Raw genomic sequence first — 26,422 nt, forward strand, 5'->3', positions numbered from 1 at the left:
CGTGACCCGGCGCTGCCGGCCGCATTCCTGCGGCCCGTCGCGTGACGGGCTCTACTCGCTTCCGGATACCTTATGAAGCTTCGCAACATCGCCATCATCGCCCACGTCGACCACGGCAAGACGACACTCGTCGACAAGCTGCTGTCCCAGTCGGGATCGTTCCGAGACAATCAGCGCGTCGAAGAGCGCGCGATGGACTCGAACGACCTCGAGAAGGAGCGTGGCATCACGATCCTGGCCAAGGCGACTTCGGTCGTCTGGAAGGATACCCGCGTCAACGTCGTCGACACCCCCGGCCACGCCGATTTCGGCGGCGAGGTGGAACGTATCCTCTCGATGGTGGACGGCGTGATCGTGCTCGTCGATGCCGCCGAGGGTCCGATGCCCCAGACCAAGTTCGTGGTCGGTAAGGCGCTCAAGATTGGCTTGAAGCCGATCGTGGCGATCAACAAGGTCGACCGCCCGGACGCTCGCATCACGGAAGTCGTCAACGAGGTGTTCGACCTCTTCGCCGCTCTCGATGCAACCGACGACCAGCTCGATTTCCCGATCCTCTACGGTTCGGGCCGCGCAGGCTGGATGGCGACGTCCCCCGATGGTTCTCAGGAAGACGGTCTGGCGCCGCTCTTCGACCTCGTGCTCACGCATGTACCTCAGGCCAAGGTCGAAGAGGGTCCGTTCCGGATGCTCGGCACCCTGCTCGAAGCCAATCCCTTCCTGGGTCGCATCATCACCGGCCGCATCGCGTCCGGCACTGTGAAGCCGAACCAGGCCATCAAGGTCATGGATCGCACGGGCAAGCTGGTTGAAACCGGCCGCGTCTCGAAGATCCTGGCCTTCCGCGGCCTGGAGCGCGCACCCATCGACATCGGCGAGGCGGGCGACATCGTCTCCATCGCCGGTCTTGTGAAGGGCACCGTGGCCGACACCTTCTGCGACCCGCAGGTCGAGACCCCGATCCAGGCCCAGCCGATTGATCCGCCCACCGTCACCATGTCCTTCATCGTCAACGATTCGCCCCTGGCAGGCACCGAAGGCGACAAGGTCACGAGCCGCATGATCCGCGACCGCCTGTTCAAGGAGGCCGAGGGCAATGTGACGCTCAAGATCGAGGAAGCGGCCGACAAGGATTCGTTCTTCGTCTCCGGCCGCGGCGAGTTGCAGCTTGCCATCCTGATCGAGACCATGCGCCGCGAAGGCTTCGAGATCGCCGTGTCGCGTCCTCGCGTGGTGCTCTCCAAGGACGAGAACGACAATGTCCTCGAGCCGGTCGAGGAGGTCGTGGTCGACGTGGACGAGGAATACTCGGGCGTCGTCGTGCAGAAGATGTCCGAGCGTAAGGCCGAGATGATCGAGATGCGGCCCTCGGGCGGTAGCCGCCTGCGCCTCGTCTTCCATGCGCCGACCCGTGGCCTCATCGGCTACCAGGGCGAGCTCATGACAGACACGCGCGGCACCGCGATCATGAACCGCTTGTTCAAGGCCTACGAGCCCTACAAGGGCGAGATGCCCGGCCGCCGCAACGGCGTGCTGATCTCGAACGACAAGGGCGAGGCCGTGGCCTACGCCATGTGGAACCTGGAGGATCGCGGCCCGATGATGATCGAGCCCGGCGCCAAGGTCTATCAGGGCATGATCATCGGCGAGCACAACCGCGAGAACGACCTCGAGGTGAACGTGCTCAAGGGCAAGAAGCTCACCAACATCCGTACCACTTCGAAGGACGAGGCCGTGCGCCTCACCCCTCCGATCCGCATGACCCTCGAGCGCTCGCTGGCCTGGATCCAGGACGACGAGCTGATGGAAGTCACGCCGAAGTCGATCCGCCTGCGCAAGACCTACCTCGATCCCAACGAGCGCAAGCGCTTCGAGCGTTCGGGCGGCGTCGCGTAAAACGCTACTCATTCGAAGAGAAACGAAAAGGCCGGGCATCGCCCGGCCTTTTCCGTTCATACTGCCAACAAGGCTCGCCTCGATGCCGTTTCGCCTTCCCCGATCGTGAGGTGGGATCGGACGTGGGCTTCAACATGAGAGGCTGGAGTGGATAGAGGCCTCACTCTTCCTTCGCCCGCTCTCGCAAGAGGTACTTTTGCACCTTGCCGGTCGAGGTCTTGGGGAGCTCGCCAAAAACGATCTTGCGGGGCAGCTTGTAGCCAGCGAGTCGTTCGCGACACCAGGCAATCAGCGCATCGGCTTCCACGGTCGCGCCGGCTTTGAGTTCCACGAAGGCCATCGGGGTCTCGCCCCATTTTTCGTCGGGTCGCGCCACTACAGCGGCGGCCGAGACGGCGGGGTGGCGGAACAGAGCATCCTCGACCTCAATGGAGGAAATGTTCTCGCCGCCTGAGATGATGATGTCCTTCGATCGGTCCTTGAGCTGGATGTAGCCGTCAGGATGCTTCACTCCGAGGTCGCCAGAGCGGAACCAGCCACCGGCGAAGGCAGCCTGAGTGGCGGAGGGGTTCTTGAGGTAGCCACGCATCACCACATTGCCGCGAAACATCGCCTCGCCCATGGTTTCACCATCGGAGGGTACGGATTCGCAGGTCTCCGGGTCTCGGATGTCGAAGCCTTCGAGCACAGGGTACCGCACGCCTTGTCGCGCCATCCTGGCCGCTTTCGCCTCGTCATCAAGAGCGTCCCAGTCGCGATGCCAAGCATTCACGACTGCGGGGCCGTACGTCTCGGTAAGGCCATAGAGGTGCGTGACGTCGAAGCCAGCCTTGCCCATGGCAGCGAGCACCGCCTGTGGCGGGGGCGCAGCCGCCGTGAGGAAGGCGACCCGGCGGGGGAGGGGGCGACGCTCGTCCTCGGACGCATTCAGAAGAAGCTGCATCACGACTGGCGCCCCGCACAGATGGGTGACACCGTGCTCCGCCAGTGCCGCGTAGAGTGTGCCCGCCCTGACCTGCCGGAGGCAGACATGGGTGCCAGCGACGACGGACAACGTCCACGGGAAGCACCAGCCATTGCAGTGGAACATGGGCAGCGTCCAGAGATAGACAGGGTGCTGCCCGAGCTGACCGGTTATGACGTTGCCGAGCGAGAGAAGGGCCGCACCGCGGTGGTGATAGACCACGCCTTTAGGGTCGCCCGTCGTGCCGGAGGTGTAGTTCAGCGAGATCGCATCCCACTCGTCCGCCGGCATGGCCCAGTCCTGTGCCGGATCCCCTTTTTCAAGAAACGCCTCGTAGCCAATCTGCCCGAGGATCGTGCCGTCCCCGGTATAGACCGGATCGTCGACATCAATGACCAGTGGGCTCACTCCCGCCCGTTCCAGGGCGGCACTAACGACGCGACTGAACTCACGATCCGCAATCAATACCTTGGCTTCGCCGTGGTCGAGACAGAAGGCGAGACCTGCAGGATCGAGGCGGGTGTTCAAGGTGTTGAGCACGGCGCCATTCATCGGTATCCCGTAATGACACTCGATCATTTCGGGCGTGTTGGCGAGCATGACGGCGACCGTGTCCCCGCGTCCGATACCGTGCGCCGTCAGTGCGGCAGCAAGTCGTCTGCTCCGTGCATACAGTTCGGCATAGGTTCGGCGCAGAGGGCCATGAATGACGGCGATATGTTCGGGAAAGACACGCGCCGAACGGTCCAGGTAGTTCAGCGGCGTCAGCGGCTGATAGTTCGCCGGATTCCGGTCGAGGTCCCGATCATAGATCGAAAGCTCAACCTGTGAGGCTGTAGTGGTCGCCATGGATGTATCTCCCTGTCGCGCATCGTATCAGGAGATCGACATCCGACAATCGACCGTTCGATACGGCGAGCCGAATTGGATCGCCACACCGAACGAAACCTATAGATCGCTCGTGCTATGCTTTGAAAAGCGGAAGGAAGACACCAACTCTCAACCCCCGCCCGGATCAGTCTCGTCGTCGGGTGTCGTGCCGCCCTTTGAACCTTTGCCGGGCGTGGGCCCTTCACCCGGCTTGCCGTCGGTCTTTTCATTGGGATCCATGACGGCGTCGGGGGCCGAATTGGCTGGCTTACCCGTATTCTTTGCGGTGTTACTCTCGGTCTCGCTCATGGCTGCCCACCTTCTCGAGTGATCTTCAATCCTGCCGGCGATCGGATTGCCCGTTAGACGAGCCGCCTACCGGCGCCGGGTTTCGACCCTTCTGACCGCCGGCCTCGTTCCAGTTCTGATTACGCTCGGCATCTGTGACGCCACCGACCCCCTGATCGCGCGCTGCCTCCTGTTCGGGCGTTTGTCGGCCGCCCCCGACGGCGGGTGCACCCTGCGAGCCGACATCGTCGTCGGGCTTGCGCGTCGCTGCATCGGTGGGATTATCCTTCTCGCTCACGCGCCGTCCTCCGAATCTTTGCCGACCGGTGCGGTCGCGCGGTCGAGAGCCTCCGACACGGTGCTCGTCTGGGAAGCATCGCCAATATGGCGCAGGTTCTCTGGTGGCGTCTCGGCCTCGGTGGCCTCGGTGGCGTCCTGGCGCGGTGTGCCGGAAGCGATGCGCGCAGCTTCGGCTTGGCCTGACGGATCACTCTTCAGGTCGTGCTGGGTCCGGGCGGGAGTACCGATGTCGCGGGCATCGTCCTGGCCGAGACCCTGTCCATTGCGATCGCTGTAAGCGTCGAAATCCTTCAGCGAGGGGCGCTCGCGCTGCTCGTTGCTCATGGTTTCCTCCAATGTTGGAGGTTCAACCTGTCGAAGGCTCGTGAGGTTGCCTGACGCTTGGAGAGCTCACTCCCTTCGGGGGACGACGCGCAGAAAAAAGGCGCTCCCGTGAGGGAGCGCCGATGATCGGGATGGGTCCGAGAAGAGGTTAGATCCCTTCGAAGAGTGCGGACGAGATGTAACGTTCGGCGAAGGAGCACGCGACGGTAACAATGCGCTTGCCCTGGAATTCCGGACGTGCCGCCAGCTTTAGCGCTGCAGCGACGTTGCCGCCTGTGGAGATGCCGCCGGGAATACCTTCCAGCTTGGCGAGGAGCCGCGCCGTGTCGAAAGCTTCCTGGTTCGATACGGTGATGACCTCATCGATGACCTCACGGTCGAGATTACCCGGGATGAAGCCGGCGCCAATTCCCTGGATCTTGTGCGGGCCAGGCTGACCGCCGGAGATCACCGGGGAATCCGTCGGCTCGACGGCGATGACCTTGAGGTTCGGCAGGCGAGGCTTCAGCACGGAGCCGACGCCCGTGATCGTTCCGCCCGTGCCGACACCGGCGACAAAGGCGTCGAGTTGGCCCTGCGTATCGTTCCAGATCTCCTCGGCTGTCGTCTTGCGATGGATCTCGGGATTCGCCGGGTTCGAGAATTGCTGCGGCATGATCGAGCCAGGGATCTCGTTGAGAAGCTCCTCGGCCTTGCTGATCGCTCCCTTCATGCCCTGCGGACCGGGCGTGAGGGCCAGTTCCGCGCCGAGGAAGGCCAGCATCTTGCGGCGCTCCAGGGACATGGTCTCGGGCATGACGAGAATCAGGCGGTAGCCGCGCGCCGCCGCCACGAAGGCCAGGGCGATTCCGGTATTTCCAGAGGTAGGCTCCACCAGCGTGCCGCCGGGCTTCAGCTGGCCGGAGGCTTCGAGGGCGTCGATCATGTTGACGCCGATACGATCCTTAACGCTCGCGATCGGGTTGAAGAACTCGAGCTTCAGCAGGATTTCGGCATCGACGCCGCGCTCCTTGGTGATTCGGTTGAGCCGGACGAGGGGCGTGTTGCCGATCGTCTCCGTGATCGAGCCGTAGATATGGCCGTGGCCGGGTTTGCGGGACTGCGAGGGGCTAGTGTCGGCCATGACGAAATCTCCTGAGCGGCGTTTATGCGTTGTGCAGGCATCGATCGACCTTGCACACGGTGCGCGCCGGGATATCGCGTCGTCCTAGGCGAAGCAATCGCTCATAGACTTAACGCAAAGACAAATCTTCTCTGTCGTCAAGTGCGAGTGTTGCCAGTAGACATTTTCATTTGCTTGATGCGTTGTCTGTGGGACATTGTTCTCCGGCGCCGCCTTCTATCCCGTCCCGTGAAGTATCTGCTCGGTCGCGCCCCAGCCAAAGCGGCGAAGAGGCGGCGCCTACGAAAACAGGATCATCGCGGAGAGCACGAGAAAAGTCGCACAAAGCGGTGCCGACAATGCGATCCGGAATGCGGCCGGATGCAGGCTCGGCGAGCAAGTGTAGATCATCTCTTCGGAGACGCCATGCCGGACGATACTGCCGGTCGCCCATTCAAGCCGCTTCACCATTTCGCGTCCCCTGCGCTCAGCCGTGATGGGCAGAAAGCGACAGGGGCATTCAACGAGGGGTAAAGCTGAAGCCGCGACCTTGGATCGTCGTCAATGCGATCTTAAAGAGAGGCTGACGATTGCGACGGAGTCGGTACTGGCCCCGGCCCGGCCCGGTCTCGTTCTCTGCGACGGCTCTACCAGACCCGAAGACTTCGGAGGTTTAGCCGAGATGCCAAACGACCCGCGCGCCCGGGCCCGTGCCTGTCTGCATGCCGATTCCCGAAAGCATGGGAGGCGCTTCGTCCGGGCGATCCAGTTGCACCGCCGGTGGTCGCAGGGCTCATGGCTCGGCTGTGCGGGGCAGCCGGCATCAGCAGTAGTCGCTGAAGCAGGTCGCAGACTGTAACGACACTGCCAGCCCCGGGGAAATCTCTCATGGTCCGCTCTACGGCCCGTTAGACGAGCCGTAAAAAGTGGGTGTCTTGCCGCCCCGCGTTTTCACGAGGGACGGTATGGTCGGCAATTGCCGGTCAAGCGCAGAGATTTAGAGCGCGCGGTCGAACTTCAGTTCGCCCTTCTGGCTCTTGATCACCAGCTGCGAGCCTACGAGGTCCCATTGGGCAGCGGTTCGCAGGGCGATGAAGAAATCCTGCTCGCTCGCTCCGGTACCCTTGTCGCAAGGCTTCTTCGTCAAGGCGAGGGGGCCGACCGCAAGATGCTGCTCGCGCAGGGGGAAGGCCGTGGCGGCGAAGGTGTTGCACCCGCCATAGCCGCGTGCGCGATACTGCTTGTCGATGATGAAGCTCGGCCGGTCGGTGCCGTTGAACGGCTTGCCGTTCAGGCTCACGGCAGTCCAAGTCGCGTCGAGGGGAAACATCTTTTCCTGAGCCTTGGCGGCCGGAACATACTGTTTCTTCTCTGGCTTCTCGCGATTGTCCTTGCCGAAACCCGTGACGTTGGATCCCTGCGCCATTGCCTCCGTCATCGGCATCCCTGCCGTCGCGGCAAAAGCCATCACGGCGAACAGCATCGCTCTCATCGTCAGGCCCTCCTTCGTCATCATCAATCGAACTCGCGTCGTCGCGCGCCTCACCCCGGTTTCGAGGCGTGATCATTTGGACCGTGCGCCACACACCAGGGTCGGCGTCGGCCGATGCGTCGCGTGGACAGGGTGCAACCGCCCTTCGGATAAGATTCCAGCACAAATATGGTCAAGACTGCGGGCGGCGAGATTTCATGATCATCCCCTCCTAAACGACGTTCCATGCTTGCTGTACGTGAACTATCCCGATGCCAGTCTCGTTAAGCCAGCTTAGAGGCTGCGGCAGGTGGAGCGCCGCCGAGGAAGGGGAGAGTTTCCGTGTCGGGACTGGACGAGAGCGGGCGTGGTGGATCAGGGCTGAATACGATGAGCCCTGCGCAATCGCGGGCCGCCCGCGGAATGCTGGGCTGGTCGGAAGCGGATCTCGCTGGCAGGGTCGGACTCGCAGAGCAGGATGTGAAGGATTTCGAGAGCGGAGCCAACGATCCTGCCTCGGGGCAGATCGAGGCGCTGAGAAGTGCTCTGATGAGCGCCGGCATCGTCTTTCACGAGGGGCGCGAGAACGGTGTGAGCCTACGCGCTAAGGGCGGAGACGAAGGTACGCGGCTCTCCTCGCTGACCACCGAAAACGATCACTGAAGTCCACAAAGGAAACCTTCGGGGCTCCGGGAATCGGTACTGAGTGAATGCGTTACGCGCCGCCTCGTCCCATGGCGAGAGCTTTCAAATCGAACGCGGGATCGGCGGCCTCGTCTGGCGTTGGTGAAAGGCCGCGCGCGATGATCCGACGGGCGGCCATGTGCTCGGTCGCCGAATCCACCGTCTCGATTCCTGTCAGGTATGCATCGCGATAGCGGAACACCGCGAAGCCTCCGGCGGTCGGGCGCCGTACCGAAACATCGCCTGGCAATGGCAACCCCACCATTTGCAGTTTGTGTCCGCCCTGATCGCTCCAGAACCACGGGACGGCATCGTAGGGCGCCGGGCGTCCGGCGATGCGGGCGGCGACACAACGTGCCTGGTCGATCGCGTTTTGGACGGATTCTACGCGCGCCACGCCATGCGCGGCGAAACGTGTTGGAAACCTGGCGCAATCGCCGATAGCCGAGATCGACGGATCGTCGGTGACGAGGACAGGATCGACGACGATGCCGTCTTCTACACGGAGCCCCGCCTCGGCTGCGAGCTCCTGGTTCGGAAGCACACCGATGCCGATCAGGACCAGATCCGCCGGGCACGCGGTGCCGTCGGACAGGCGGAGGGCCTCGACCCGACCGGTGCGGCCCTCGATGGCCTGGACGCCGCTGCCAAACAAGAAGCGGATACCGGCTTTCTCGTGAGTCTCTCGGAAGAAAGCGGCGATGGGTTCGGACACGGCCCGCGCCATGGGTCGGTCGGCGGCTTCGATGACGGTGACGCAAAGACCACGGGCGGCGCAGATACTGGCGAATTCGAGCCCGATGAACCCCGCACCGACGATGGCAATGTTGCGCGCCTCGCCGATGGCCTCCTGGATCCGATCTGCATCCGTGATCGAGCGCAACTGGTAGACGCCCGCAAGTTCGGCTCCCGATACGGGAAGAGGCCGGTTCCGAGAACCTGTGGCGAGGACGAGATGATCGTAGGCAATCTCGCGTCCGTCGCCGAGGCGGATTCGGCGCCCGCCACGGTCGATCGAGACGGCCATGGACGAGGTTTCGCAGCCGATGCGGTGCTCCACATAGAAGCCGGGTGCGCGCAGGAACAGGCCGGCGGCGTCCACCTTGCCAGCGAGATAGGCTTTCGAGAGCGGCGGTCGCTGATAGGGAGGGATCGGCTCGTCGCCGATCATCGTCACCGGTCCGTCGAAGCCCGACTCCCGAAGGGAGGCTGCCGCCTGCAAGCCGGCCTGACCGGCACCGATGATGACGATCCCGCCCTCGTTCACGCCTCGAACTCCGCGGTCACCGGGCTGACGGCTGGCGACAGCGCCAGACGCGGCAGTTTCCGCCCGCCTTCCTTCACCGTGAAATCCCAGAATGCCGCCGCCGCCGGACCCAGCACCTTGTCGGCGCGGCGGACCACGTACCAGTCGCGACGGATCGGCAATCCCTGCACGTCGAGCAGGATCATGCGACCGCTTTCAACCTCGGCCGCTACCGTGTGGGCGGAGATGAGTGCGATACCGAGTCCGGCCATCACCGCCTGCTTGATCGTCTCGTTCGATCCCGAATCGATTCCGAGCTTCGCGCGCTGAATCATAATGCCCGACATGAACTCCTCGAACACCGTGCGGGTGCCGGACCCTTCCTCGCGAACCAGGAAGGATTCCTCGGCCAGATCCGCCCGCGTAAGATTGGTGCGCGTGCTGAAGCGATGGTTTGGCGCGGCGATGATGACGAGCGGATGTGCGCCGAACATCTCGGCCTCGATAGCGAAATCGCGGGGCGGCCGGCCCATGATCGCGAAGTCGATCTCGTAGTTGCGCAGGGCCTCGACCATGGCGCCGCGATTGCCGACTACGAGGTTGATCTCCACCGCTGGAAAGCGCGCGACGAAGCCGGCGATGATCTGAGGCGTAAAGTACTTGGCCGTCGAGACCACTCCCATGGCGACCCGGCCGCCGCTCCCGCCCTTGAGGGTCTGGAGCTTGTCGGCGCAGGTTTCGAGCACGGTGTTGATGCTGTCGATTGCCCAGAGCATTTCGCGCCCGGCATCGGTGGGTTTCAGGCCCGTCGGCGTACGGTCGAACAGGAGCAGCCCCGCCTCCTCCTCGAGCTGGCGGATGCGCGCGTAAAGCGCCGCCGAGGTGACGTTGAGTTCCTGGGCCGCGCGGGTCATCGTTCCGAGGCGGGCGACCGCTGCGACGGCTTGGAGTTGCTTGAGCGAGAGGTTGCGCATTCGCCGTTTTTAGTTTTTTTGGAACTGCCCGCAAGTTTTTTCATAATTCCTTCTTTGCACGGGGATTGCCCGTCTGGCGCTCTGGTTGATGGCAGCGCTATCGTGCAAAGGGCGCTATCAGGCCGTGGAAGCTTGATGCCGGGTTGGGCGCTGAATGGCCGGGTTCTCCCGGCAGGTCGATGAAGAGGACGTGAGCCGATGTCGTTGGGGTCTCTGGAGATCGGGTCTCGTCTCGATGCATGCCTCGCTCAGGCCGTTGCGGCCAATCCGGCCCTGACCGATGTGGCGGCCGTGATCGCGGCCTGCGCCGAAGCGGCCGTGGATGTGAGCGAGGTCATCGGTCGCGGCGCCCTGGGCGGTGGCGATCTCGCTGCGCAAGGCGAGCAGAATAGCGACGGCGACGTTCAGAAGGCCCTCGACGTCCTAGCCCACGAGCGTTTCACCGAGGCTCTGCGCGGTGCGCCGGTGGCGGAGGTTGCCTCGGAAGAGGCGGAGGGGATCATGCTCCTGAACGCGGGCGCCCCCCTTGCCGTCGCGATCGATCCCCTGGACGGCTCTTCCAACATCGGCGTCAACATGGCGGTGGGGTCGATCTTCGGCATCCGTCCGGTCGCCGCCACTCCGGATAATCCGGCCGGTTCCTTCACGACACCCGGTACGGCACAGCTCGCCGCCGGCTTCGTCACCTACGGCCCGGCGACGTCCCTTGTCGTTACCCTGGGCTTCGGCACGCAAATCTACACCCTCGATCGGGCCGAGCGCGTATTCCGCCTTACCAGCCCGCGGATCGAAGTCGTGGCGACAGCCAAGGAATACGCAATCAACGCCTCGAATGCCCGTCATTGGGACACGCCGGTCAAGGCGTATATCGAGGATTGTCTGGCCGGCGCTGACGGCCCCCTCGACAAGAACTTCAACATGCGCTGGCTCGGCTCGCTGGTGGCGGACGCCCAGAGGGTTCTCATCCGCGGCGGAGTGTTCCTGTATCCAGGCGACAACCGGAAGGGCTATGCCCAGGGTCGTCTGCGCCTCCTCTATGAGGCAGCTCCCATCGCGATGCTGATGGAACAGGCCGGAGCCGCCGCCACGGACGGTGCCAACCGCATCCTCGACATCAGTGCCACCGGCATTCACGAGCGCGTTCCCTTGGTCTTCGGATCGACCGAGGAAGTCGCCTGCGTCGCGAAGTACTACGGCGGCCGCAATCCCGCTGCCGGCCGTTCACCCCTGTTCGGCCAGCGCGGCCTGATGCGCGGCTGACAGGGCGGAGACTAGAACCGGTCGGGCATCGTTCATGTCGGCGCGTCACCCCATCATCTCGGTGACCGGCTCGTCCGGGGCCGGCACGACGTCCGTACGCAACACGTTCGAGCAGATCTTCCGCCGCGAGGATGTCAGTGCTGTCTATATCGAGGGCGACGCGTTCCACGCCCTCGATCGCAATGCCATGCGCAAGGCGATGGCGGAGGAGCCGACGCTCAGCCATTTCGCGCCACGCGCCAATCTTCTCCCCGAACTGGAGGAGGTGTTCCGCACCTATGGCGAATCAGGCATCGGGCGGACGCGTCATTACGTCCACGACGCCGCCGACGCTCAGGCGTATGGGGCAGAGCCCGGCACGTTCACCCCCTGGGAGGATTTCCAGCCGGGTTCGGATCTGCTGTTCTACGAGGGACTCCACGGTTGCGTGGTCGACGACAATGTCGACATGGCCCGCTACGCCGATCTCAAGATCGGCGTAGTACCGGTGATCAACCTCGAATGGATTCAGAAGCTGCACCGGGACCGCTCGTTCCGCGGTTATTCCACCGAGGCGGTCACCGACGTCATCCTGCGGCGCATGCCGGATTACGTGCAGACGATCTGCCCGCAATTCACCTGGACGGACATCAACTTCCAGCGCGTACCCACGGTCGACACGTCGAACCCGTTCATCGCCCGCTGGATTCCCACCGCCGACGAATCGATGGTGGTCATCCGCTTCAAGGACCCGAAGGGCATCGATTTTTCCTACCTGATCTCGATGATCCAGGGCTCCTTCATGAGCCGCGCCAATTCCATTGTGATCCCGGGCGGCAAGCTCGATATCGCCATGCAACTCATCCTCACGCCGATCATCATGCAATTGGTTGAGCGCAAGCGCCGGCTTGCCTGAGACCGCCGAACGTCCGGGCTCATGCTCTTGCCGGACCGACAGAGTGAACGAGATAGTCCGAATGACGACCCGCATGACCGGCCCCATCATCTCCCCGTCAATCCTCTCGGCTGACTTCGCCGCCCTTGGCAAGGAGGTTCGCGCGGTGTCCGAGGCGGGGGCGGACTGGATTCATCTCGACGTGATGGACGGGCATTTCGTGCCCAACATCACCTTCGGGCCCGATGTGGTGAAAGCGCTCCGGCCCCACAGCGACAAGGTGTTCGACGTTCATCTGATGATCGCGCCGGCCGACCCGTATCTCGCGGCGTTCGCCGAGGCGGGAGCGGATGCGATTTCGGTCCATGTGGAGGCCGGCCCGCACATTCACCGCTCGCTCCAGACTATTCTGAACCTCGGAAAGCGCGCCGGAATCGCGCTGAATCCGGGCACCCCTGCGAGCGCCATCGAACCCTTGATCGACATGGTCGACCTCGTCCTGGTGATGACGGTGAATCCAGGGTTCGGAGGGCAGAGTTTCATCCCTTCGACGCTCGAGACCATCGCCCGGATCAAGGCGATGAGCGCCGGACGCGACATCGATATCGAGGTGGATGGCGGCATCACGCCCGAGAATGTGGGCCTCGCCGCTGCCGCCGGAGCCAACGCGTTCGTGGCCGGCAGTGCCGTATTCAAGGGCGGGCCCGCCGGCTATGCCGGGCGCATCGCCGCCATCCGGGCGGGCGCCAGCGGCACCGTCGCATGCTGAAGGCGCTGATCTTCGACGTCGACGGGACACTCGCCGAGACCGAGGACCTGCACCGACAGGCATTCAACCGGGCCTTCGCCGAACTGGGGCTCGACTGGAACTGGTCGCCGGAGGCCTATGCCGACCTTCTCACCGTCATGGGCGGGAAGGAGAGGCTCGCGCATTACGTGCGGACCGAGCATGGCGAGCCGGATGCGCAGCGTCGCGTCCAGATGAGCGAGATCCACGACCGCAAGACCAGGATCTATGGCGATCTCGTCACGCAGGGGGCGCTCGCCCTGCGCCCTGGCATTGCGCGCCTGGTCGAGGAGGCGAAACGCGCGGGCCTACGTCTCGCGGTGGCCAGCACCACGAGCAGGCCCAATATCGATACCTTGATCGCCGTGAATTTCCCCGAGGGCAATCCGTTCGACGCCATCGCCTGCGGCGACGAGGCCGAGCGCAAGAAACCCCATCCAGACGTGTTCGTGCTCGCCCTGAAGCGCCTCGGAGTCGAGCCGGGCGAGGCCATTGCCTTCGAGGATTCCGCCCCTGGCATCCGCTCTGCCCTGGATGCCGGCCTGCCGGTCATCGCCACGCGCAGCCTCTATACCGGTGGCCACAGCCTGGAGGGCGCGTTCTCGGCCGTCTCCGATCTCGGCGAGAGGGAGGCGCCGCATAGCCATCTCGCCGGATCGGCATGGCCCGGCGACGTCGTCACTCTCGCGGCGTTGAAGGACTGGCACGCCCGGCACGCGGGGTGACCCCTTTCGCGGGCCGCGGAAACAAAGTCGAGCCCGCGACGATGCCGAGGCAGGCGGTAAAGGCGAGGCGCCACCAGGGCCGCACCGCGCCGCCGTTTCCTTCGTCTGCCATCGCTTCTGTCCCCGTTGCGAGGAGAGAAACTCCCCTGCCGCATCAACGCCGGGGCCCTCACCGCGTTGCCTCGATGAGCGGACCCGGCCTATAACCCGGCCCAACCCCGCTGCGGTGACGCGCGCGCGCACTTCCGCTCCACCTCTGACACGACCCAAGGTCACGCTATGGCCGGCCATTCCCAGTTCAAGAACATCATGCACCGCAAGGGCCGCGTCGATGCGGTCCGTTCCAAGATCTTCGGCAAGCTCGCCCGCGAGATCACGGTTGCGGCCAAGCTCGGCATGCCCGACCCGGCGATGAATGCGCGCCTGCGCGCCGCCATCATCGCGGCACGGGCCGAGAACGTGCCCAAGGACAATATCGAGCGCGCGATCAAGAAGGCCTCGGGCGCCGACGCCGAAAGCTACGACGAGATCCGCTACGAGGGTTACGGCCCGGGGGGCGCTGCCCTCATCGTCGAGGCGCAGACCGACAACCGCAACCGTACCGCCTCCGACGTGCGCTCGGCCTTCACCAAATCCGGCGGCAGTTTGGCCGAGACGGGCGCCGTTTCTTTCATGTTCGACCATGTCGGCGTGGTGGAGTTCGACGCCAAGGTGGCGGATGCCGACACGATGCTCGAGGCTGCCATCGAGGCGGGCGCCGACGATGTGCGTTCCTCCGAGGATGGCCACGAGATCACCTGCGCCCAGGATTCCTACGGCGAGGTCTCCAAGGCCCTGGAGGCCCGATTCGGCGAACCGCGCCGCACGGCCCTGATCTGGAAGGCCCAGAACACGATCGAGGTCGACGACGAGACCGGCGAGAAGCTGATCCGCCTCGTGGAGGTCATCGAAGATCAGGACGACGTGCAGAACGTCTACGTCAATTTCGCTCTCTCCGACGCTCTGGTCGCCAAGCTCGAAGGGTGAGCGGCCCGGAGCCACAAGCGATCATTCCAGATCCGATAGTCCCCCTCGTGATGGCGGATCCGGGATTCACTCTGGTGCCGCGCGTGCTCGGCTGATCCGGCATCCGCTTCGTTCGAGCGGAGCCAGGATCAGGCTGCTTTTACGATGTCGAGGAAGCGGTTGACCAACGCCGGCGCGTCAGCGTTCCGAGTCCCGCCAGAACGGTTGCCGCCAGGATCGGCCCTGTCGGAACGTTCCCGCTGAACTGAGCTCCGGGCCCGGCGATCGGCAGGATTAGCCAGAGGCAGATGCTCAGGAATCAGTCGGAGCTCCGCCGGCAAGTCTCGATATCCGCATTGGAATTCTGATTTTTCGGATACGTCGGGCTTATGGAACGGGAGCTTACGCGCGCGTCGCCGGTATCCGCGACGAGCTACGCGCTGGAGACGTAGAGACGGGCGACGAGATCCGGTGGGACGGCGGTGACCACGACGCTGTGGGTCCGTCCCCCCATGGATAGGATCGTTTCCCGCCAGCTCAGGCGACGAGGGCGGCAATGTCTTGCCCATGCCATCGCCCATGCCTTGGCACAAGACTTCGTTCACGATATGTCCTTAACGCTCAGATCGGCGCGGCGCTCGCGCCCGGACCTGTCCAACCCATGATTTTGTCACCTCTGGTTTTGAGCGCATGACCGGCTCCGTCCGCATCCTCGGCATCGATCCCGGCCTGCGCCGGACCGGCTGGGGTCTCATCTCCGTCGTCGGGACGAAGCTGACCTATGTCGATTGCGGCGTGGTGACGTCGGATGGGGACCTACCTCTCGCCCTGCGCCTGCGGGAATTGCACGAGGGCATCACCCGCGTCGTGTCGGGTTTCTCGCCCGACGAGGTCGCCGTGGAGGAGACCTTCGTCAACAAGGACGCGCAGGCGACGCTGAAGCTCGGCCATGCCCGCGCTATCGCCCTGCTGGTGCCGGCTCTGGCGGGTCTGCCGGTCTCCGAATACGCCGCCAACCTGGTGAAGAAGACCGTCTGCGGCTCGGGCCATGCCGAGAAGGTGCAGATCCAGGCGATGGTGAAGTTTCTGATGCCCAAGGCCGAGTTCAAGACGGCGGATGCCGCCGATGCCCTCGCCATCGCCGTCACCCATGCCAATCATCGCGGTGCGCATGCGCTGAAGAAGCTCCACGCTCCCGTCGCCGGGGTGAGCGGGCTTGCCGCCGCCCGGATCGCGGCGGCTCTGGCGAAGAGGTGAGCATGTCCTCTCCCGGCGCTGGGCGCGGGGAGAGGGGGCTTTACGTCCTGGGCGGGTTTACTGGGCCTTGAACTCGCCCTCCAGGCGCAGGCTCACTTCGTCGCTCACTGCCGGCACGAAGGCCGAGACACCGAAATCCGAACGCTTGATCACGGCCCAGCCATCGAAGCCCACGGTGTAGCGCTTGTCGACGGGGTTGGTGCCGGCTTGGTTGAACGTGGCGTCGAAGGAGACGGGTTTCGTCACACCTTTCAGGGTAAGGGTGCCGGTGATCCGCGCCGTGGTCGGGCTGGTGGGCTCCACCAGGGTCGCCGTGTAGGTGGCGGTGGGGAACTTGGCCGTGTCGAAGAACTCGGGGGCCTGGAGATGCTTGTTCAAGGCATCGTTGAGGCCGTTGATGCTGGCCATGCCGATGGTGACGCTGAGCTGGCTCTTTGCCGGCTCCTTCGGATCGAGAACGGCCTTGGCCGCCACATCGGTGATCTGCCCATAATAGGTCGAGTAGCCGAGATGAATCACCGACCAGGTGATCTTGCCGTGTGCCGGATCGAGCACGTAGGTGCCGGGCTTGACCTGGGTCGGGTCGCGCGACGGACCGGCATCAGGTGGCGTCTCCTGCGCGTAGGCGCAGGGCGAGGCCAGAAGCAGGAGGGCGAGGAGGCGCGTGCGCATCATGCGGTCACTTTCTCTATGGCTGGTCGGACAGGAGGGCCGGTCCCTGATAAGACCCTGTCTCTGATGACGAGATGATGCATGATCGGCAAGCTGAAGGGTGTGGTGGATTCCTACGGAGAGGATTTCGTGATCCTCGACGTGCAGGGGGTCGGCTACGTGGTGCATTGTTCCGCCCGGACCTTGCAGCGGATGCCGGGCGCGGGCGAGGCCGCCTCTCTCGCCATCGAGACCCATGTCCGCGAGGACATGATCCGGCTCTATGGTTTCCGCTCCGATGCCGAGCGCGAATGGTTTCGCCTGCTTCAGACCGTGCAGGGGGTCGGCTCAAAGGTGGCGCTAGGCTTGCTCTCCGTGCTGGAGCCGGAGGCCCTCGCCACCGCCATCGCCATGGGTGACAAGACCGCCATCGCCCGCGCCCCTGGGGTCGGGCCACGCCTCGCCGCCCGGCTCACCGCCGAATTGAAGGACAAGGCCCCCGCCTTCGCGCCGATCGACCCCGCCGTCCTGGCCCTCTCCGGAGCGGTGGAGGATCGAACCGCGCCTCAGCCCGCCGCCGATGCCATCTCGGCCCTGGTCAATCTCGGTTACGCCCCGGTCCAGGCCTCCGCCGCCATCGCCGCCGCGATGAAGGGAGCCGGTGAGGGCGCCGAAGCCAAGACCCTTATCCGCCTTGGCCTGCGCGAACTCGCCCGGTGAATCGGATGGTCCAAGGTGCAAATCCGCGTCCGGCTCGACGCCTGTTTTAACGGTTTATGCTACATAGTTGCCCATCGTCCCACGGGAGAACCAGCTTTCGTCCTTCCGGTAAACTGTCTAATCCGCTATCGACCGGAGCCCCGACCGGGCGGACCGCGCTCCGGGATTGAATATGACGGGCTTCTGGACATTCCTGGCGACCGCGCTGGTCTCCTGCGCGGCAGTGGCACCGGCGCTGGCCGCCGATCCGGCCGGCGCGCAGCCACCCGTTCCGGATGCGCCTTCGACGTTCTTTCTCTTTACCGATACCCAGGTGAGCTACCACTACCAGTTCCCCGCCGCCGAGCCGGGTATACGGGTGCGGGACGCCGACGGGTCGTTCCGCTCGCGCGGTATCCCCAAACAGATCTTCAATGTCGCGCATGCCAATGCCTGGGCCTACGGCACCAATCTGTTCTCGCTCGACATCCTGAAATCCGGAACGCAGGAGCGAGCCGGTACCACCAACGCGCCTGGCGGGTTCCTGCTTCGCGATGAGGGTGCGACGGAAGTCTACGGCCTCTACCGCGGCACACTCAGCCTCAACGCGCTCACCGGGACCAAGGCGTTCGTGGTGCCCGGCCTCGTCAAGGACATCTCCCTGTCCTACGGGTTCGACGCCAACACGAAGGATACCGCCTTCGGCCCCCGCAAGCGCAACGTCGTCGGCGGTCTTAACCTTTCCTTCGACGTGCCGGCCGGTTTTCTCAACGCCTCGGTCCATGCCTACAAGGAGTGGAACCGCAACGGCTTCAATCCCTATCCGAACCGGGACATCAGCTACGACACCGTCCCCGAGATCGAGATCGCCTATAGCTTCCCGCTGGCCTTCACCGGCCTGCCGCTCAGCGTCACCGGCATCAACAACATTGTCCTGCCCAAGGGGCGCGGTGTCCGTAACCCAGCGATCTTCGCCTTCAATCGAGAGACGGGGCTCGAATTCGTCTCCCGCACCAATCTGGTGCTCGACCTCGGCAAGCTCGTCTACGACCAGCCCAACCGCGTCGATGTGTTCATCGGCTTCCAGTACTGGCTGAACAAGTTCGGCAATCTCGAAACGGCGACCCTGAAGGGTACGGAAGAGAAGAGCTTCCTCGCTGGCGTCGCGTTCCACGTCTTCTGAGCGGGTTCGTCCCCGCCAGAATATTCGCTGCCGCGAGGACGGTCGCGGTACCGATGGCCACGGCTGTGTGACCGGCCCGACTTCGACCCGAGAGACTGCGCCCCAGAGACGGTGTTGCACGCCCATGGGGCTGGCTCCTGTCGTCGCAGGCAGGTCCGCGCGCCTTGCGCAAAAATCCCATGCCAGTTAAGTTATTGAGAATGCATTAGATTTTAAGAGTTCTAAAGAGGCGCTCAAGTCGATGCACGAAACGGGGAATCTGCCTCGCGCACGATTCTTTCGTGGTCGATCGAAGCCTCTCATCCCGTCCAGCGAGCTGTCATGATCGTCTGTTCCTGTAACGTGTTGTCCGACGGCGCCGTCCGCGCCTGCCTCAAGGATGGGCCTGATTGTCCGCGCACCCCGGCACAGGTCCAGGCCTGTCTCGGTTGCAGCCCGAAATGCGGTCGCTGCGCCCGGACGATCCGCTCGATCATGCAGGCGGCCCTGCAGGGTGCTCTGCAAGACGCCGTGGCGGAAGCCGGCCATGCGTGCGGAACGGGTTGCGCCAGCGCTTGTAGTTTGGTTCAATTCCAAACTGCGGAGGAGGGGATCGCCGCCTGAGGGCCTGTGCGAGGCTCCACGCTCCCCTTCATGCTTGAGAAGCTGAACGGGAGTGAGTGTTATGAAGGGTGATGTGAAGGTCGTCGAGTACCTCAATCGAGGTCTCCGCAGCGAGCTGACGGCCGTGAGCCAGTACTGGCTCCATTTCCGGATGCTGAACGACTGGGGCTACATCGACCTCGCCAAGTTCTGGCGTAAGGAATCAATCGAAGAGATGAACCATGCCGACCGGTTCATCGACCGGATCCTGTTCCTCGACGGGTTTCCGAACCTGCAAGAGCTCGATCCGCTGCGGATCGGCCAGAATATCGAAGAGATCATTGCCTCCGATCTCGCGGCCGAGACCGAGGCCCGCGCGCTCTATCTTGAAGCCGCGCAGTATTGCGATTCGATCAACGACCGCGTGTCGAAGATCCTGTTCGAGGAGTTGGCCGCCGACGAGGAGGGCCATATCGATTTCCTCGAGACCCAGCAGACCCTGATCGCTCAGATCGGCCTGCCGCTCTACGCCCAGAAGCATATCGGCGGCCTTGAGGCGATCGCTCCCGAAAAGGACTGACATCACATCAACACCCCGGAATGCAGGCGGCATTCCGAGGGGTTTCGTCGGACGATGAAGGAAAGGCCCGCCCCGGAATGGGGCGGGCCTTTTTTGCATTCAAGACATCTGCTGCGTCTGGGCGCCGCTATCCGGGCGTGCCGGACCAAGAACCGGCTCTTCGCCCATGGGGGCATTCTTGACCACGTTGAACGTACCCTTTCCGTCGAGAGACGGGCCGCTGGTCCAGCGTCCTTCGGGGAGAGGCGAATCGTCGGCGGTGGAGACGAAGAAGCTGTAGCTGTGCTTCTGGCTCTCCTCGCTCTGCGGGAAGCTGTTGGGGATCGGAAGGTTCGCTTCCATGCCGCCCATATCCTCGATGACGGCGAGCCATTGCTGCTGGTGCATCGTGTCGCGCGCGATGAGGAAGCTCCACATGTCGCGCATGCCCGGATCGTTTGTCGCGGTCATGAGGCGCACGGCGAGGGTTCGTCCCGTGGTCTCGGCGGCGACGTTGCAATACATGTCCGCCGCGAGGTTTCCGCTGGCGTAGATGTGGGACATGTCGAAGGGAACGCCGTCGCAATTGGCCGGGAAGGCGGCCATGCCGGTGGAGAGGATGTGGCGGTGGAGCATGCCTTCCACCACGTGACGCGGGTTCTCACCGTTCATCACGGCGCCGACCACGGCATCCTTCACGCCCGCTTCCTGCAGCTTGGTCGGAGCTGTCTCCAAGTTGAGGGCGACGGCGGTGGCAAGCATCTCGATATGCCCGATCTCCTCCGTCGCGGTGTTGAGGAGCATATCGCGATACTTGGTCGTCGGGCCGCGCGCACCCCAGCCTTGGAAGAAGTACTGCATACAGACGCGGATCTCACCCTCGATCCCGCCGATGGCCTGCTGCAACATCCGCGCATAGACCGGATCGGGAGACTCGACCCGAACGGGATATTGCAGGCGCTTGTCGAGATAGAACATGCTGGTCGGCCCTTTCGAGTGAGATGATGCGGCTATCGGCGGATTGACCGCCGACGGATCGCCAATTTAAGAAATTAGTCCTATAAGCGGCCGTAAAGTCGTTCGGCCGGCCCTGGCCCAGAGGTGAATCCGCCAGCCGCGACGCTGCCCGGAGCGCCAACGGTCTCCGGTCATCAAGTCGCGAGCAGATGTGTCGGAGATATCGCCGCAGCGGCCACGATCTCCAGAACTGCCATGGTTGTTGTAGACAAGACCAGGTTGTCTTGCCGCAATCATCCATCGTTCTGGCTTGATAAATCTCTCTGAAGCGTAGAGTTCCAGAAAATTGTCGTTGTGTCAGGCATAAGACATAGCAAAAATCGGCGTTAACCTAGATCATGCGCTGCGTTTACATAAGATAGTCGCTCCCGCGGTTCGGGGCCGTCATAGGCGTTGCTGATCCGTGACGCTTGGAGCGAGGTCGTGCTGGACCGAGGCCACTCTGCTTTGTTCTTGCGGGAAGAAGGCGAGAGGGTGCCGATCCGTCACGCATTCAGGTGCGCAGGGTCACCGTGAGACCCTCGTGCCACGCATCCGCCTTCGTGGCGGCGGGCGCCTGTCGCCGGCCGGCGAAGTAGCGCGCGCGGCGGCGTTGTGCGACATCGGGCGAAACGCCCATCCACCGGAGCAGGCCCTGTGCCGGGCCCCGACCGAGAGCCCGTGTGAGCAAGCTCCCCAGATCGCCGAAATCGCCCACCCTTCATCCGCTGCCGGAATCGCTCCTGACGCCGGAGCGGCGGCCGGACGATGTGGAACAGTCGATCCGTCCGCTGAGCCTTCCCGAATTCATCGGGCAGCGCGCGGCGCGGGCAAACATGCAGATCTTTATCGAATCCGCGAAAAAGACCGGCTCGGCCCTCGATCACGTCCTGTTCGTGGGGCCGCCGGGCCTGGGCAAGACCACCCTGGCGCAGATCGTGGCCCGCGAACTCGGGGTGAATTTCCGCTCCACCTCCGGCCCGGTCATCGCCAAGGCGGGAGACCTCGCGGCGCAGCTCACCAATCTCGAGGAACGCGACGTCCTGTTCATCGACGAAATCCACCGTCTCAATCCGGCGGTGGAGGAAATCCTCTATCCGGCGATGGAGGATTACCAGCTCGACCTCATCATCGGCGAGGGGCCGGCCGCCCGCTCGGTGAAGATCGAACTCCCGAAATTCACGCTGGTGGGCGCCACTACCCGCGCCGGCCTGCTCACCACGCCGCTTCGCGACCGGTTCGGCATCCCGATCCGCCTCGAATTCTACGATGTCGACGAACTCGAGCTCATCGTCTCGCGCGGCGCGCGGGTGCTCGGCATCGGCATGTCGGCGGAGGGCGCGAACGAGATCGCCAAACGGGCGCGGGGCACGCCGCGCATCGCCGGGCGCCTCCTGCGCCGGGTGCGCGACTTCGCCATCGTGGCCGACGCTCCCACCGTCACGCGGGCCATCGCCGACCGGGCGCTCCAGCTTCTCGACGTGGACCCGGCCGGCCTCGACGTGATGGACCGCAAATACCTGACCATGATCGCCACCTCCTTCGGCGGCGGCCCGGTGGGGATCGAGACCATCGCGGCGGCGCTTTCCGAGCCGCGCGACGCCATCGAAGACATCATCGAACCCTTCCTCATCCAGAAGGGCTTCGTCCAGCGCACCCCGCGTGGGCGCATGCTGACCCCGCACGCCTACAAGCATATGGGTTTTGCCGTGCCCCGGCGCGATCCGGCCTCGCAGTTCGGGCTGTTCGGGTCGGAGGATCCCGATGGCTGAGGCAGCCGATGGCCTCTGCGTTCTGCTCCCTGCAAAGACAGTGCGATGACGGATGGGCAGCGTGTTTGAAGTGAGACGATGTGTGTACATCCCCTCTCCCCGTGGGCGGGAAGAGGGGGGCTAACGTCGGCCCGAACAGCAAGTCCTCCGCGATAGAACCGGCCGAAAGGCGACTTCCACCCCATGAGTTCCGACCCCGCATCCTCCCCGGTCCGGATCACCCGCCGCACCGTCGTGCTCGGCCTCGGGGCAATGGCGCTGGCGGGCAGCGGCACGGCGGCCTACGGGATCGGTATCGAGCCGATGCGTCTCGCCATCACGCACTACCGGATCACCCCGATGGCGCCGTGGCCGGCGGGACTGTCCCTGCGGATCGTCGCCGTCTCCGACGTCCATGCCTGCGATCCGTTCATGACCCCCGCGCATATTCGGCGGATCGTCGAGGCGGCCAACGGCATCGGCGGTGACGTGATCGTGCTGCTCGGCGACTACGTGAGTGGCATGGACCGGCTCGCCGGCATCGTGGACTCCGCCGATTGGGCGCCCGTCCTCGGGGCGTTGAAGGCGCCCCTCGGCACCTTTGCCATCCTGGGCAATCACGACTGGTGGGCCGATCGCGCCGCCTGCGAGCGAGGGCACGGCCCGACCTTCGCCGGGGAGGCCCTGACCCGCGCCGGCATCCGCGTTCTCGAGAACGAGGCGCTGCCGCTTCGGGTGAGGGGACACGAAGTCTGGCTCGCCGGGCTCGGCGATCAACTGAGCTTCGAGCGCACATGGTGGCGTTTCGGTATCCCCCGGAAGGGAAGCGACGACCTGCCGGCCACCCTCGCCGCCATCCCCGATGGCGCGCCCTCCATCCTCCTCGCCCATGAGCCGGACATCTTTCCGCAGGTGCCCGCCCATGTGGCCCTCACCCTCTCGGGCCATACCCATGGCGGACAGGTCCGGTTCCTTGGCTACGCCCCCGTCGTCCCCTCCCGCTATGGGCGTCGCTATGCCTATGGCCATGTGCGCGAGCAGACCGACCTCGTGGTTTCCGGTGGCCTAGGCATGAGCGGCCTGCCGGTGCGCTTCGGGGTTCCGCCAGAGATCGTGGTGGTCGACCTGTCCTCGGAGCCCATGGCATGAACCCGGTTGACGATCGGATCGGCGAAGAGGCTCTGCCCTCCAAGACACAAGCGGTGAGGATCACGCGCCGGACGGTTCTCGCTGGCCTTGGCGGCATGGCCCTCGCGGGAAGTGCGACGGCGGCCTACGGCGTCTGCATCGAGCCCATGCGCCTGTCGGTGACGCGCTACGCCATCACGCCGAAGGGCCACTGGCCCGCCGGGCTGAAGCTCCGCATCGTGGCGCTGGCCGACATCCATGCCTGCGAGCCGTGGATGAGTGCTGCCCGCATCGCCGGGATCGTCGAGACCGCCAATGCGCTCGGCGGCGACCTGACGGTGCTCCTCGGCGACTACGTCACCGGGCAGAACTTCGTCACTCGCACCGTCGAGGCCGCCGAATGGGCGCCCGAACTCGGCCGCCTCAGGGCGCCGCTGGGCACCTTCGCCATCCTCGGCAATCACGATTGGTGGGAGGATCGTACGGCACAGGCACGTGGCGCCGGCCCGACCATCGCCGGTGAGGCCCTGACGCGCACGGGCATCCGCGTCCTCGACAACGAGGCGATCCGCTTGGAAAAGGACGGGCGCGGGTTCTGGCTCGCGGGTTTGGGCGACCAGCTCGCCCTCCTTCCGGGCGCCAAGCGCCACGGCCATGCCCGTATCGGTGTCGACGATCTCGACAGGACGCTCGCCGCCGTGCCGCAGGGCGCACCGACGATCCTGCTGGCGCATGAGCCGGACATCTTCCCGCAAGTGCCGGCTCATGTGGCGCTGACCCTGTCCGGCCATACCCATGGCGGGCAGGTGCGGTTGTTCGGCTATTCTCCCGTGGTTCCGTCGCGCTACGCCAACCGTTACGCCTACGGCCATGTCCGCGAGCAGGCGGATCTCGTCGTCTCCGGCGGCCTCGGCAACAGCATCGCGCCGGTTCGCTTCGGCGTTCCCCCCGAGATCGTCGTGGTCGACCTATCCTCGGAAGCCATCGCATGACCTCTCATCGCATCGACATCCGCGTCTATTACGAGGACACCGATTTTTCCGGTTTCGTCTATCACGCCAATTACCTGCGCTACATGGAGCGCGGCCGCACCGAGCTGCTTCGCGCCCTCGCCATGGAGCAGGTCGATCTGCAGCGCGATGCCGGGTTGATCTTCGTCGTTCGGCGCATGGTGCTCAACTTCCTGAAGCCGGCGCGGATGGACGACATGCTCGCCATCATGACCACCGTTGTCGAGCTGCGCGGCGCTTCGATGCCGATGATCCAGGAAGTGCGGCGCGGCGACGAGGTCCTGCTGAAGGCCGAGGTCACCGTGGCGGCGGTGCGGGATGGCCGCGCCGTTCGACTTCCGGACAGCCTCCGCCGGGCCATGTCCCAGCGTTTCGAGAGCCCGTCGCTTTAGGCTGTCGCTGGCCGGCCTGGCTTTCCGTCGGTTAAGCGATGTGCCCAGGACAGCGAGAGGTCCGGCAAGAGAGAATCCGACACTTCCTCATGGTTCATTAACCTTGACGGACGAGGAAGGTGCGGCGTGCATTTTGCGATGCACCCCATACTTTCGACAGATTCACCAGCGATCTGGGGAACATACCGCCCGGGTTAGGTGGAGCGCGGGAGTCGACCGCCCGGTCGACCCGGGACGAGGACGAACGCATGAATCCCGCCGATGCCATGCAGGCGCTGCCGCCGCCGGACATGAGCCTGTTCAACCTGTTCTGGCACGCCCATCTCGTGGTGAAGCTGGTGATGGTGGGCCTGCTCGGCTGCTCCGTCTGGTGCTGGGCCATCATCGTCGACAAGACCCTGCTGTTCCGCCGCACCAAGACCGAGATGGACGCGTTCGAGGAGGCGTTCTGGTCCGGCCGTTCGCTGGAGGAACTCTACCGCTCGTTCAACGACCGGCCCGCCACCAATCTCGGCGCCCTGTTCGTGGCCGCCATGCGCGAATGGAAGCGCTCGTTCGAGGGCTCCGGCCGGCAGATCCAGAGCCTGTCCCAGCGCATCGACAAGGTGCTCGACGTCACCATCCAGCGCGAGGTCGAGCGTCTCGAGTCACGCCTGCTCTTCCTCGCCTCCATCGGTTCGGCCGGTCCCTATGTCGGCCTGTTCGGCACGGTCTGGGGTATCATGACCTCCTTCACGGCCATCGCGGCTTCGAAGAACACGTCTCTGGCCGTGGTCGCACCCGGTATCGCCGAGGCCCTGTTCGCCACCGCCATCGGCCTGTTCGCGGCCATTCCTGCGGTGCTCGCCTACAACAAGCTGCAGTCGAACGTGTCCAAGGCCCAGTCGCGGCTCGAGGGCTTCGCCGACGAGTTCTCCGCCATCCTCTCGCGTCAGATCGACGAGCGCCTGTCGCTCGCCGCCTGATCCAGACCGACAACAGAGCGAGGCACGATCATGGGCATGGCCCACGGAGCGGCGCAGGGTGGCAGCAGGCGGCGTCGTGCGCGCCGCGGCGGCGCCATCAACGAGATCAACATGACGCCGTTCATCGACGTCGTGCTCGTGCTGTTGATCGTCTTCATGGTGGCCGCGCCGATGATGACGGTGGGCGTTCCCCTCGACCTGCCGCAATCCAAGGCGAGCCCTCTCAACTCTGATTCGACGCCGGTGACCCTGTCGATCCGCCAGACCGGCCAGGTCTTCATGGGCGAGGCCGAACTCACCGACGACACCATCGTGCCGAAGCTGGTAGAGACCTCAAAATCCGGCTTCGAGGAGCGGGTCTTCGTGCGCGGCGACAAGCGGGTGGATTATGGCCGCGTGGCCCAGGTGATGGCGATCGTGACCGGAGGCGGCTTCAAGAAGGTCGCCCTCGTCACCGAGCCGGACCAGAAGTAACGGGCGCG

The 26,422-nt window shown here is 64.5% G+C and carries 29 protein-coding genes; 18 read left to right on the forward strand and 11 right to left on the reverse strand.

All coding sequences use genetic code 11. The features are described from left to right. Positions 1-72 precede the first annotated feature (72 nt). Positions 73-1,893: a translational GTPase TypA gene (gene typA, locus IPV08_RS13385; protein WP_056434487.1), complete on the forward strand. Its 1,821-nt coding sequence runs from the start codon at positions 73-75 to the stop codon at positions 1,891-1,893. Positions 1,894-2,053: 160 nt separating this feature from the next. On the opposite strand, the gene IPV08_RS13390 is transcribed toward typA, so the two are convergent. From IPV08_RS13390 to IPV08_RS13415, 6 genes are all read right to left on the reverse strand, one after another. Next, on the reverse strand, positions 2,054-3,706 hold the full coding sequence (locus IPV08_RS13390) for an acyl-CoA synthetase (protein ID WP_056434485.1): 1,653 nt from the start codon (positions 3,704-3,706) through the stop codon (positions 2,054-2,056). A 150-nt stretch (positions 3,707-3,856) separates the two neighbouring features. After that, positions 3,857-4,036, reverse strand: a complete 180-nt coding sequence (locus IPV08_RS13395; RefSeq protein WP_056434484.1) for a hypothetical protein — start codon at positions 4,034-4,036, stop codon at positions 3,857-3,859. A gap of 25 nt (positions 4,037-4,061) precedes the next feature. After that, entirely contained in the window at positions 4,062-4,313 is a 252-nt protein-coding gene (locus IPV08_RS13400) for a hypothetical protein (RefSeq protein ID WP_056434482.1), read from the reverse strand. Then, entirely contained in the window at positions 4,310-4,639 is a 330-nt protein-coding gene (locus tag IPV08_RS13405) for a hypothetical protein (protein WP_056434480.1), read from the reverse strand. Before IPV08_RS13405 ends, IPV08_RS13400 begins: the two co-directional genes overlap by 4 nt. A 148-nt stretch (positions 4,640-4,787) precedes the next feature. Next, on the reverse strand, positions 4,788-5,762 hold the full coding sequence (gene cysK, locus IPV08_RS13410) for a cysteine synthase A (protein ID WP_207412226.1): 975 nt from the start codon (positions 5,760-5,762) through the stop codon (positions 4,788-4,790). 976 nt (positions 5,763-6,738) lie between these two features. After that, positions 6,739-7,233 carry an META domain-containing protein gene (locus tag IPV08_RS13415; protein ID WP_056434721.1) on the reverse strand — a complete coding sequence of 165 codons (495 nt, stop codon included), beginning with the start codon at positions 7,231-7,233 and terminating at the stop codon, positions 6,739-6,741. 321 nt (positions 7,234-7,554) lie between these two features. On the opposite strand from IPV08_RS13415, the gene IPV08_RS13420 reads away from it, so the two are divergent. Further along, positions 7,555-7,875: an XRE family transcriptional regulator gene (locus IPV08_RS13420; RefSeq protein WP_244478154.1), complete on the forward strand. Its 321-nt coding sequence runs from the start codon at positions 7,555-7,557 to the stop codon at positions 7,873-7,875. A gap of 52 nt (positions 7,876-7,927) precedes the next feature. On the opposite strand, the gene IPV08_RS13425 is transcribed toward IPV08_RS13420, so the two are convergent. Beyond that, positions 7,928-9,163, reverse strand: a complete 1,236-nt coding sequence (locus tag IPV08_RS13425; protein ID WP_207412227.1) for an FAD-dependent oxidoreductase — start codon at positions 9,161-9,163, stop codon at positions 7,928-7,930. Next, complete coding sequence (locus IPV08_RS13430) at positions 9,160-10,116, reverse strand: LysR family transcriptional regulator (protein WP_056434475.1); 957 nt, start codon at positions 10,114-10,116, stop codon at positions 9,160-9,162. Before IPV08_RS13430 ends, IPV08_RS13425 begins: the two co-directional genes overlap by 4 nt. Positions 10,117-10,314: 198 nt before the next feature. On the opposite strand from IPV08_RS13430, the gene IPV08_RS13435 reads away from it, so the two are divergent. The 6 genes from IPV08_RS13435 (at position 10,315) to ruvC (ending at position 16,024) form a co-directional block, all read left to right on the forward strand. Next, positions 10,315-11,376 (forward strand): class 1 fructose-bisphosphatase, encoded by a 1,062-nt coding sequence (locus tag IPV08_RS13435; RefSeq protein WP_207412228.1) that lies wholly within the window; start codon positions 10,315-10,317, stop codon positions 11,374-11,376. A gap of 34 nt (positions 11,377-11,410) precedes the next feature. Continuing rightward, positions 11,411-12,271, forward strand: coding sequence for a phosphoribulokinase (locus IPV08_RS13440; RefSeq protein WP_056434471.1), 861 nt, complete (start codon positions 11,411-11,413; stop codon positions 12,269-12,271). Positions 12,272-12,344: 73 nt separating this feature from the next. After that, positions 12,345-13,019 carry a ribulose-phosphate 3-epimerase gene (gene rpe, locus IPV08_RS13445; protein WP_207412288.1) on the forward strand — a complete coding sequence of 225 codons (675 nt, stop codon included), beginning with the start codon at positions 12,345-12,347 and terminating at the stop codon, positions 13,017-13,019. Beyond that, positions 13,013-13,762: an HAD-IA family hydrolase gene (locus IPV08_RS13450; protein ID WP_207412229.1), complete on the forward strand. Its 750-nt coding sequence runs from the start codon at positions 13,013-13,015 to the stop codon at positions 13,760-13,762. Before rpe ends, IPV08_RS13450 begins: the two co-directional genes overlap by 7 nt. 279 nt (positions 13,763-14,041) lie before the next feature. Then, entirely contained in the window at positions 14,042-14,788 is a 747-nt protein-coding gene (locus tag IPV08_RS13455; RefSeq protein WP_207412230.1) for a YebC/PmpR family DNA-binding transcriptional regulator, read from the forward strand. A gap of 669 nt (positions 14,789-15,457) precedes the next feature. Next, entirely contained in the window at positions 15,458-16,024 is a 567-nt protein-coding gene (gene ruvC, locus IPV08_RS13460) for a crossover junction endodeoxyribonuclease RuvC (protein WP_056434462.1), read from the forward strand. Between the two features lie 57 nt (positions 16,025-16,081). Here ruvC and IPV08_RS13465 read toward each other — a convergent pair whose 3' ends face one another. Beyond that, complete coding sequence (locus IPV08_RS13465; protein ID WP_207412231.1) at positions 16,082-16,699, reverse strand: YceI family protein; 618 nt, start codon at positions 16,697-16,699, stop codon at positions 16,082-16,084. A gap of 78 nt (positions 16,700-16,777) precedes the next feature. Here IPV08_RS13465 and ruvA point away from each other — a divergent pair, with 78 nt between their 5' ends. From ruvA to bfr, 4 genes are all read left to right on the forward strand, one after another. Then, the gene (ruvA, locus tag IPV08_RS13470) at positions 16,778-17,395 is read left to right on the forward strand and encodes a Holliday junction branch migration protein RuvA (RefSeq protein WP_056434458.1); all 618 of its coding nucleotides are present in this window, start codon (positions 16,778-16,780) and stop codon (positions 17,393-17,395) included. Positions 17,396-17,567: 172 nt separating this feature from the next. Then, the gene (locus tag IPV08_RS13475; protein WP_246747944.1) at positions 17,568-18,557 is read left to right on the forward strand and encodes a hypothetical protein; all 990 of its coding nucleotides are present in this window, start codon (positions 17,568-17,570) and stop codon (positions 18,555-18,557) included. Positions 18,558-18,878: 321 nt separating this feature from the next. Continuing rightward, positions 18,879-19,160: a (2Fe-2S)-binding protein gene (locus IPV08_RS24620; RefSeq protein ID WP_056434454.1), complete on the forward strand. Its 282-nt coding sequence runs from the start codon at positions 18,879-18,881 to the stop codon at positions 19,158-19,160. A 61-nt stretch (positions 19,161-19,221) separates the two neighbouring features. After that, positions 19,222-19,719 carry a bacterioferritin gene (bfr, locus tag IPV08_RS13480; RefSeq protein WP_056434452.1) on the forward strand — a complete coding sequence of 166 codons (498 nt, stop codon included), beginning with the start codon at positions 19,222-19,224 and terminating at the stop codon, positions 19,717-19,719. A 99-nt stretch (positions 19,720-19,818) separates the two neighbouring features. On the opposite strand, the gene IPV08_RS13485 is transcribed toward bfr, so the two are convergent. Then, entirely contained in the window at positions 19,819-20,676 is an 858-nt protein-coding gene (locus IPV08_RS13485) for a manganese catalase family protein (RefSeq protein ID WP_056434450.1), read from the reverse strand. A gap of 532 nt (positions 20,677-21,208) precedes the next feature. Then, complete coding sequence (locus tag IPV08_RS24945) at positions 21,209-21,334, reverse strand: hypothetical protein (RefSeq protein WP_281435343.1); 126 nt, start codon at positions 21,332-21,334, stop codon at positions 21,209-21,211. A 43-nt stretch (positions 21,335-21,377) separates the two neighbouring features. Here IPV08_RS24945 and ruvB point away from each other — a divergent pair, with 43 nt between their 5' ends. The 6 genes from ruvB (at position 21,378) to IPV08_RS13515 (ending at position 26,414) form a co-directional block, all read left to right on the forward strand. Next, entirely contained in the window at positions 21,378-22,466 is a 1,089-nt protein-coding gene (ruvB, locus tag IPV08_RS13490) for a Holliday junction branch migration DNA helicase RuvB (RefSeq protein ID WP_018041980.1), read from the forward strand. A 183-nt stretch (positions 22,467-22,649) separates the two neighbouring features. Continuing rightward, positions 22,650-23,594 carry a metallophosphoesterase gene (locus tag IPV08_RS13495; protein WP_207412232.1) on the forward strand — a complete coding sequence of 315 codons (945 nt, stop codon included), beginning with the start codon at positions 22,650-22,652 and terminating at the stop codon, positions 23,592-23,594. Continuing rightward, on the forward strand, positions 23,591-24,565 hold the full coding sequence (locus IPV08_RS13500; protein ID WP_207412233.1) for a metallophosphoesterase: 975 nt from the start codon (positions 23,591-23,593) through the stop codon (positions 24,563-24,565). Before IPV08_RS13495 ends, IPV08_RS13500 begins: the two co-directional genes overlap by 4 nt. Continuing rightward, positions 24,562-24,975 carry a tol-pal system-associated acyl-CoA thioesterase gene (gene ybgC / locus IPV08_RS13505; protein WP_207412234.1) on the forward strand — a complete coding sequence of 138 codons (414 nt, stop codon included), beginning with the start codon at positions 24,562-24,564 and terminating at the stop codon, positions 24,973-24,975. Before IPV08_RS13500 ends, ybgC begins: the two co-directional genes overlap by 4 nt. 248 nt (positions 24,976-25,223) lie before the next feature. Continuing rightward, positions 25,224-25,940 carry a protein TolQ gene (gene tolQ / locus IPV08_RS13510; protein ID WP_207412235.1) on the forward strand — a complete coding sequence of 239 codons (717 nt, stop codon included), beginning with the start codon at positions 25,224-25,226 and terminating at the stop codon, positions 25,938-25,940. 30 nt (positions 25,941-25,970) lie between these two features. Further along, positions 25,971-26,414: a biopolymer transporter ExbD gene (locus tag IPV08_RS13515; RefSeq protein WP_056434437.1), complete on the forward strand. Its 444-nt coding sequence runs from the start codon at positions 25,971-25,973 to the stop codon at positions 26,412-26,414. Positions 26,415-26,422 lie beyond the last annotated feature (8 nt).

It is taken from the genome of Methylobacterium sp. SD274 (genome assembly GCF_017355285.1).
In the GTDB taxonomy this organism is placed as follows: Bacteria; Pseudomonadota; Alphaproteobacteria; order Rhizobiales; family Beijerinckiaceae; genus Methylobacterium.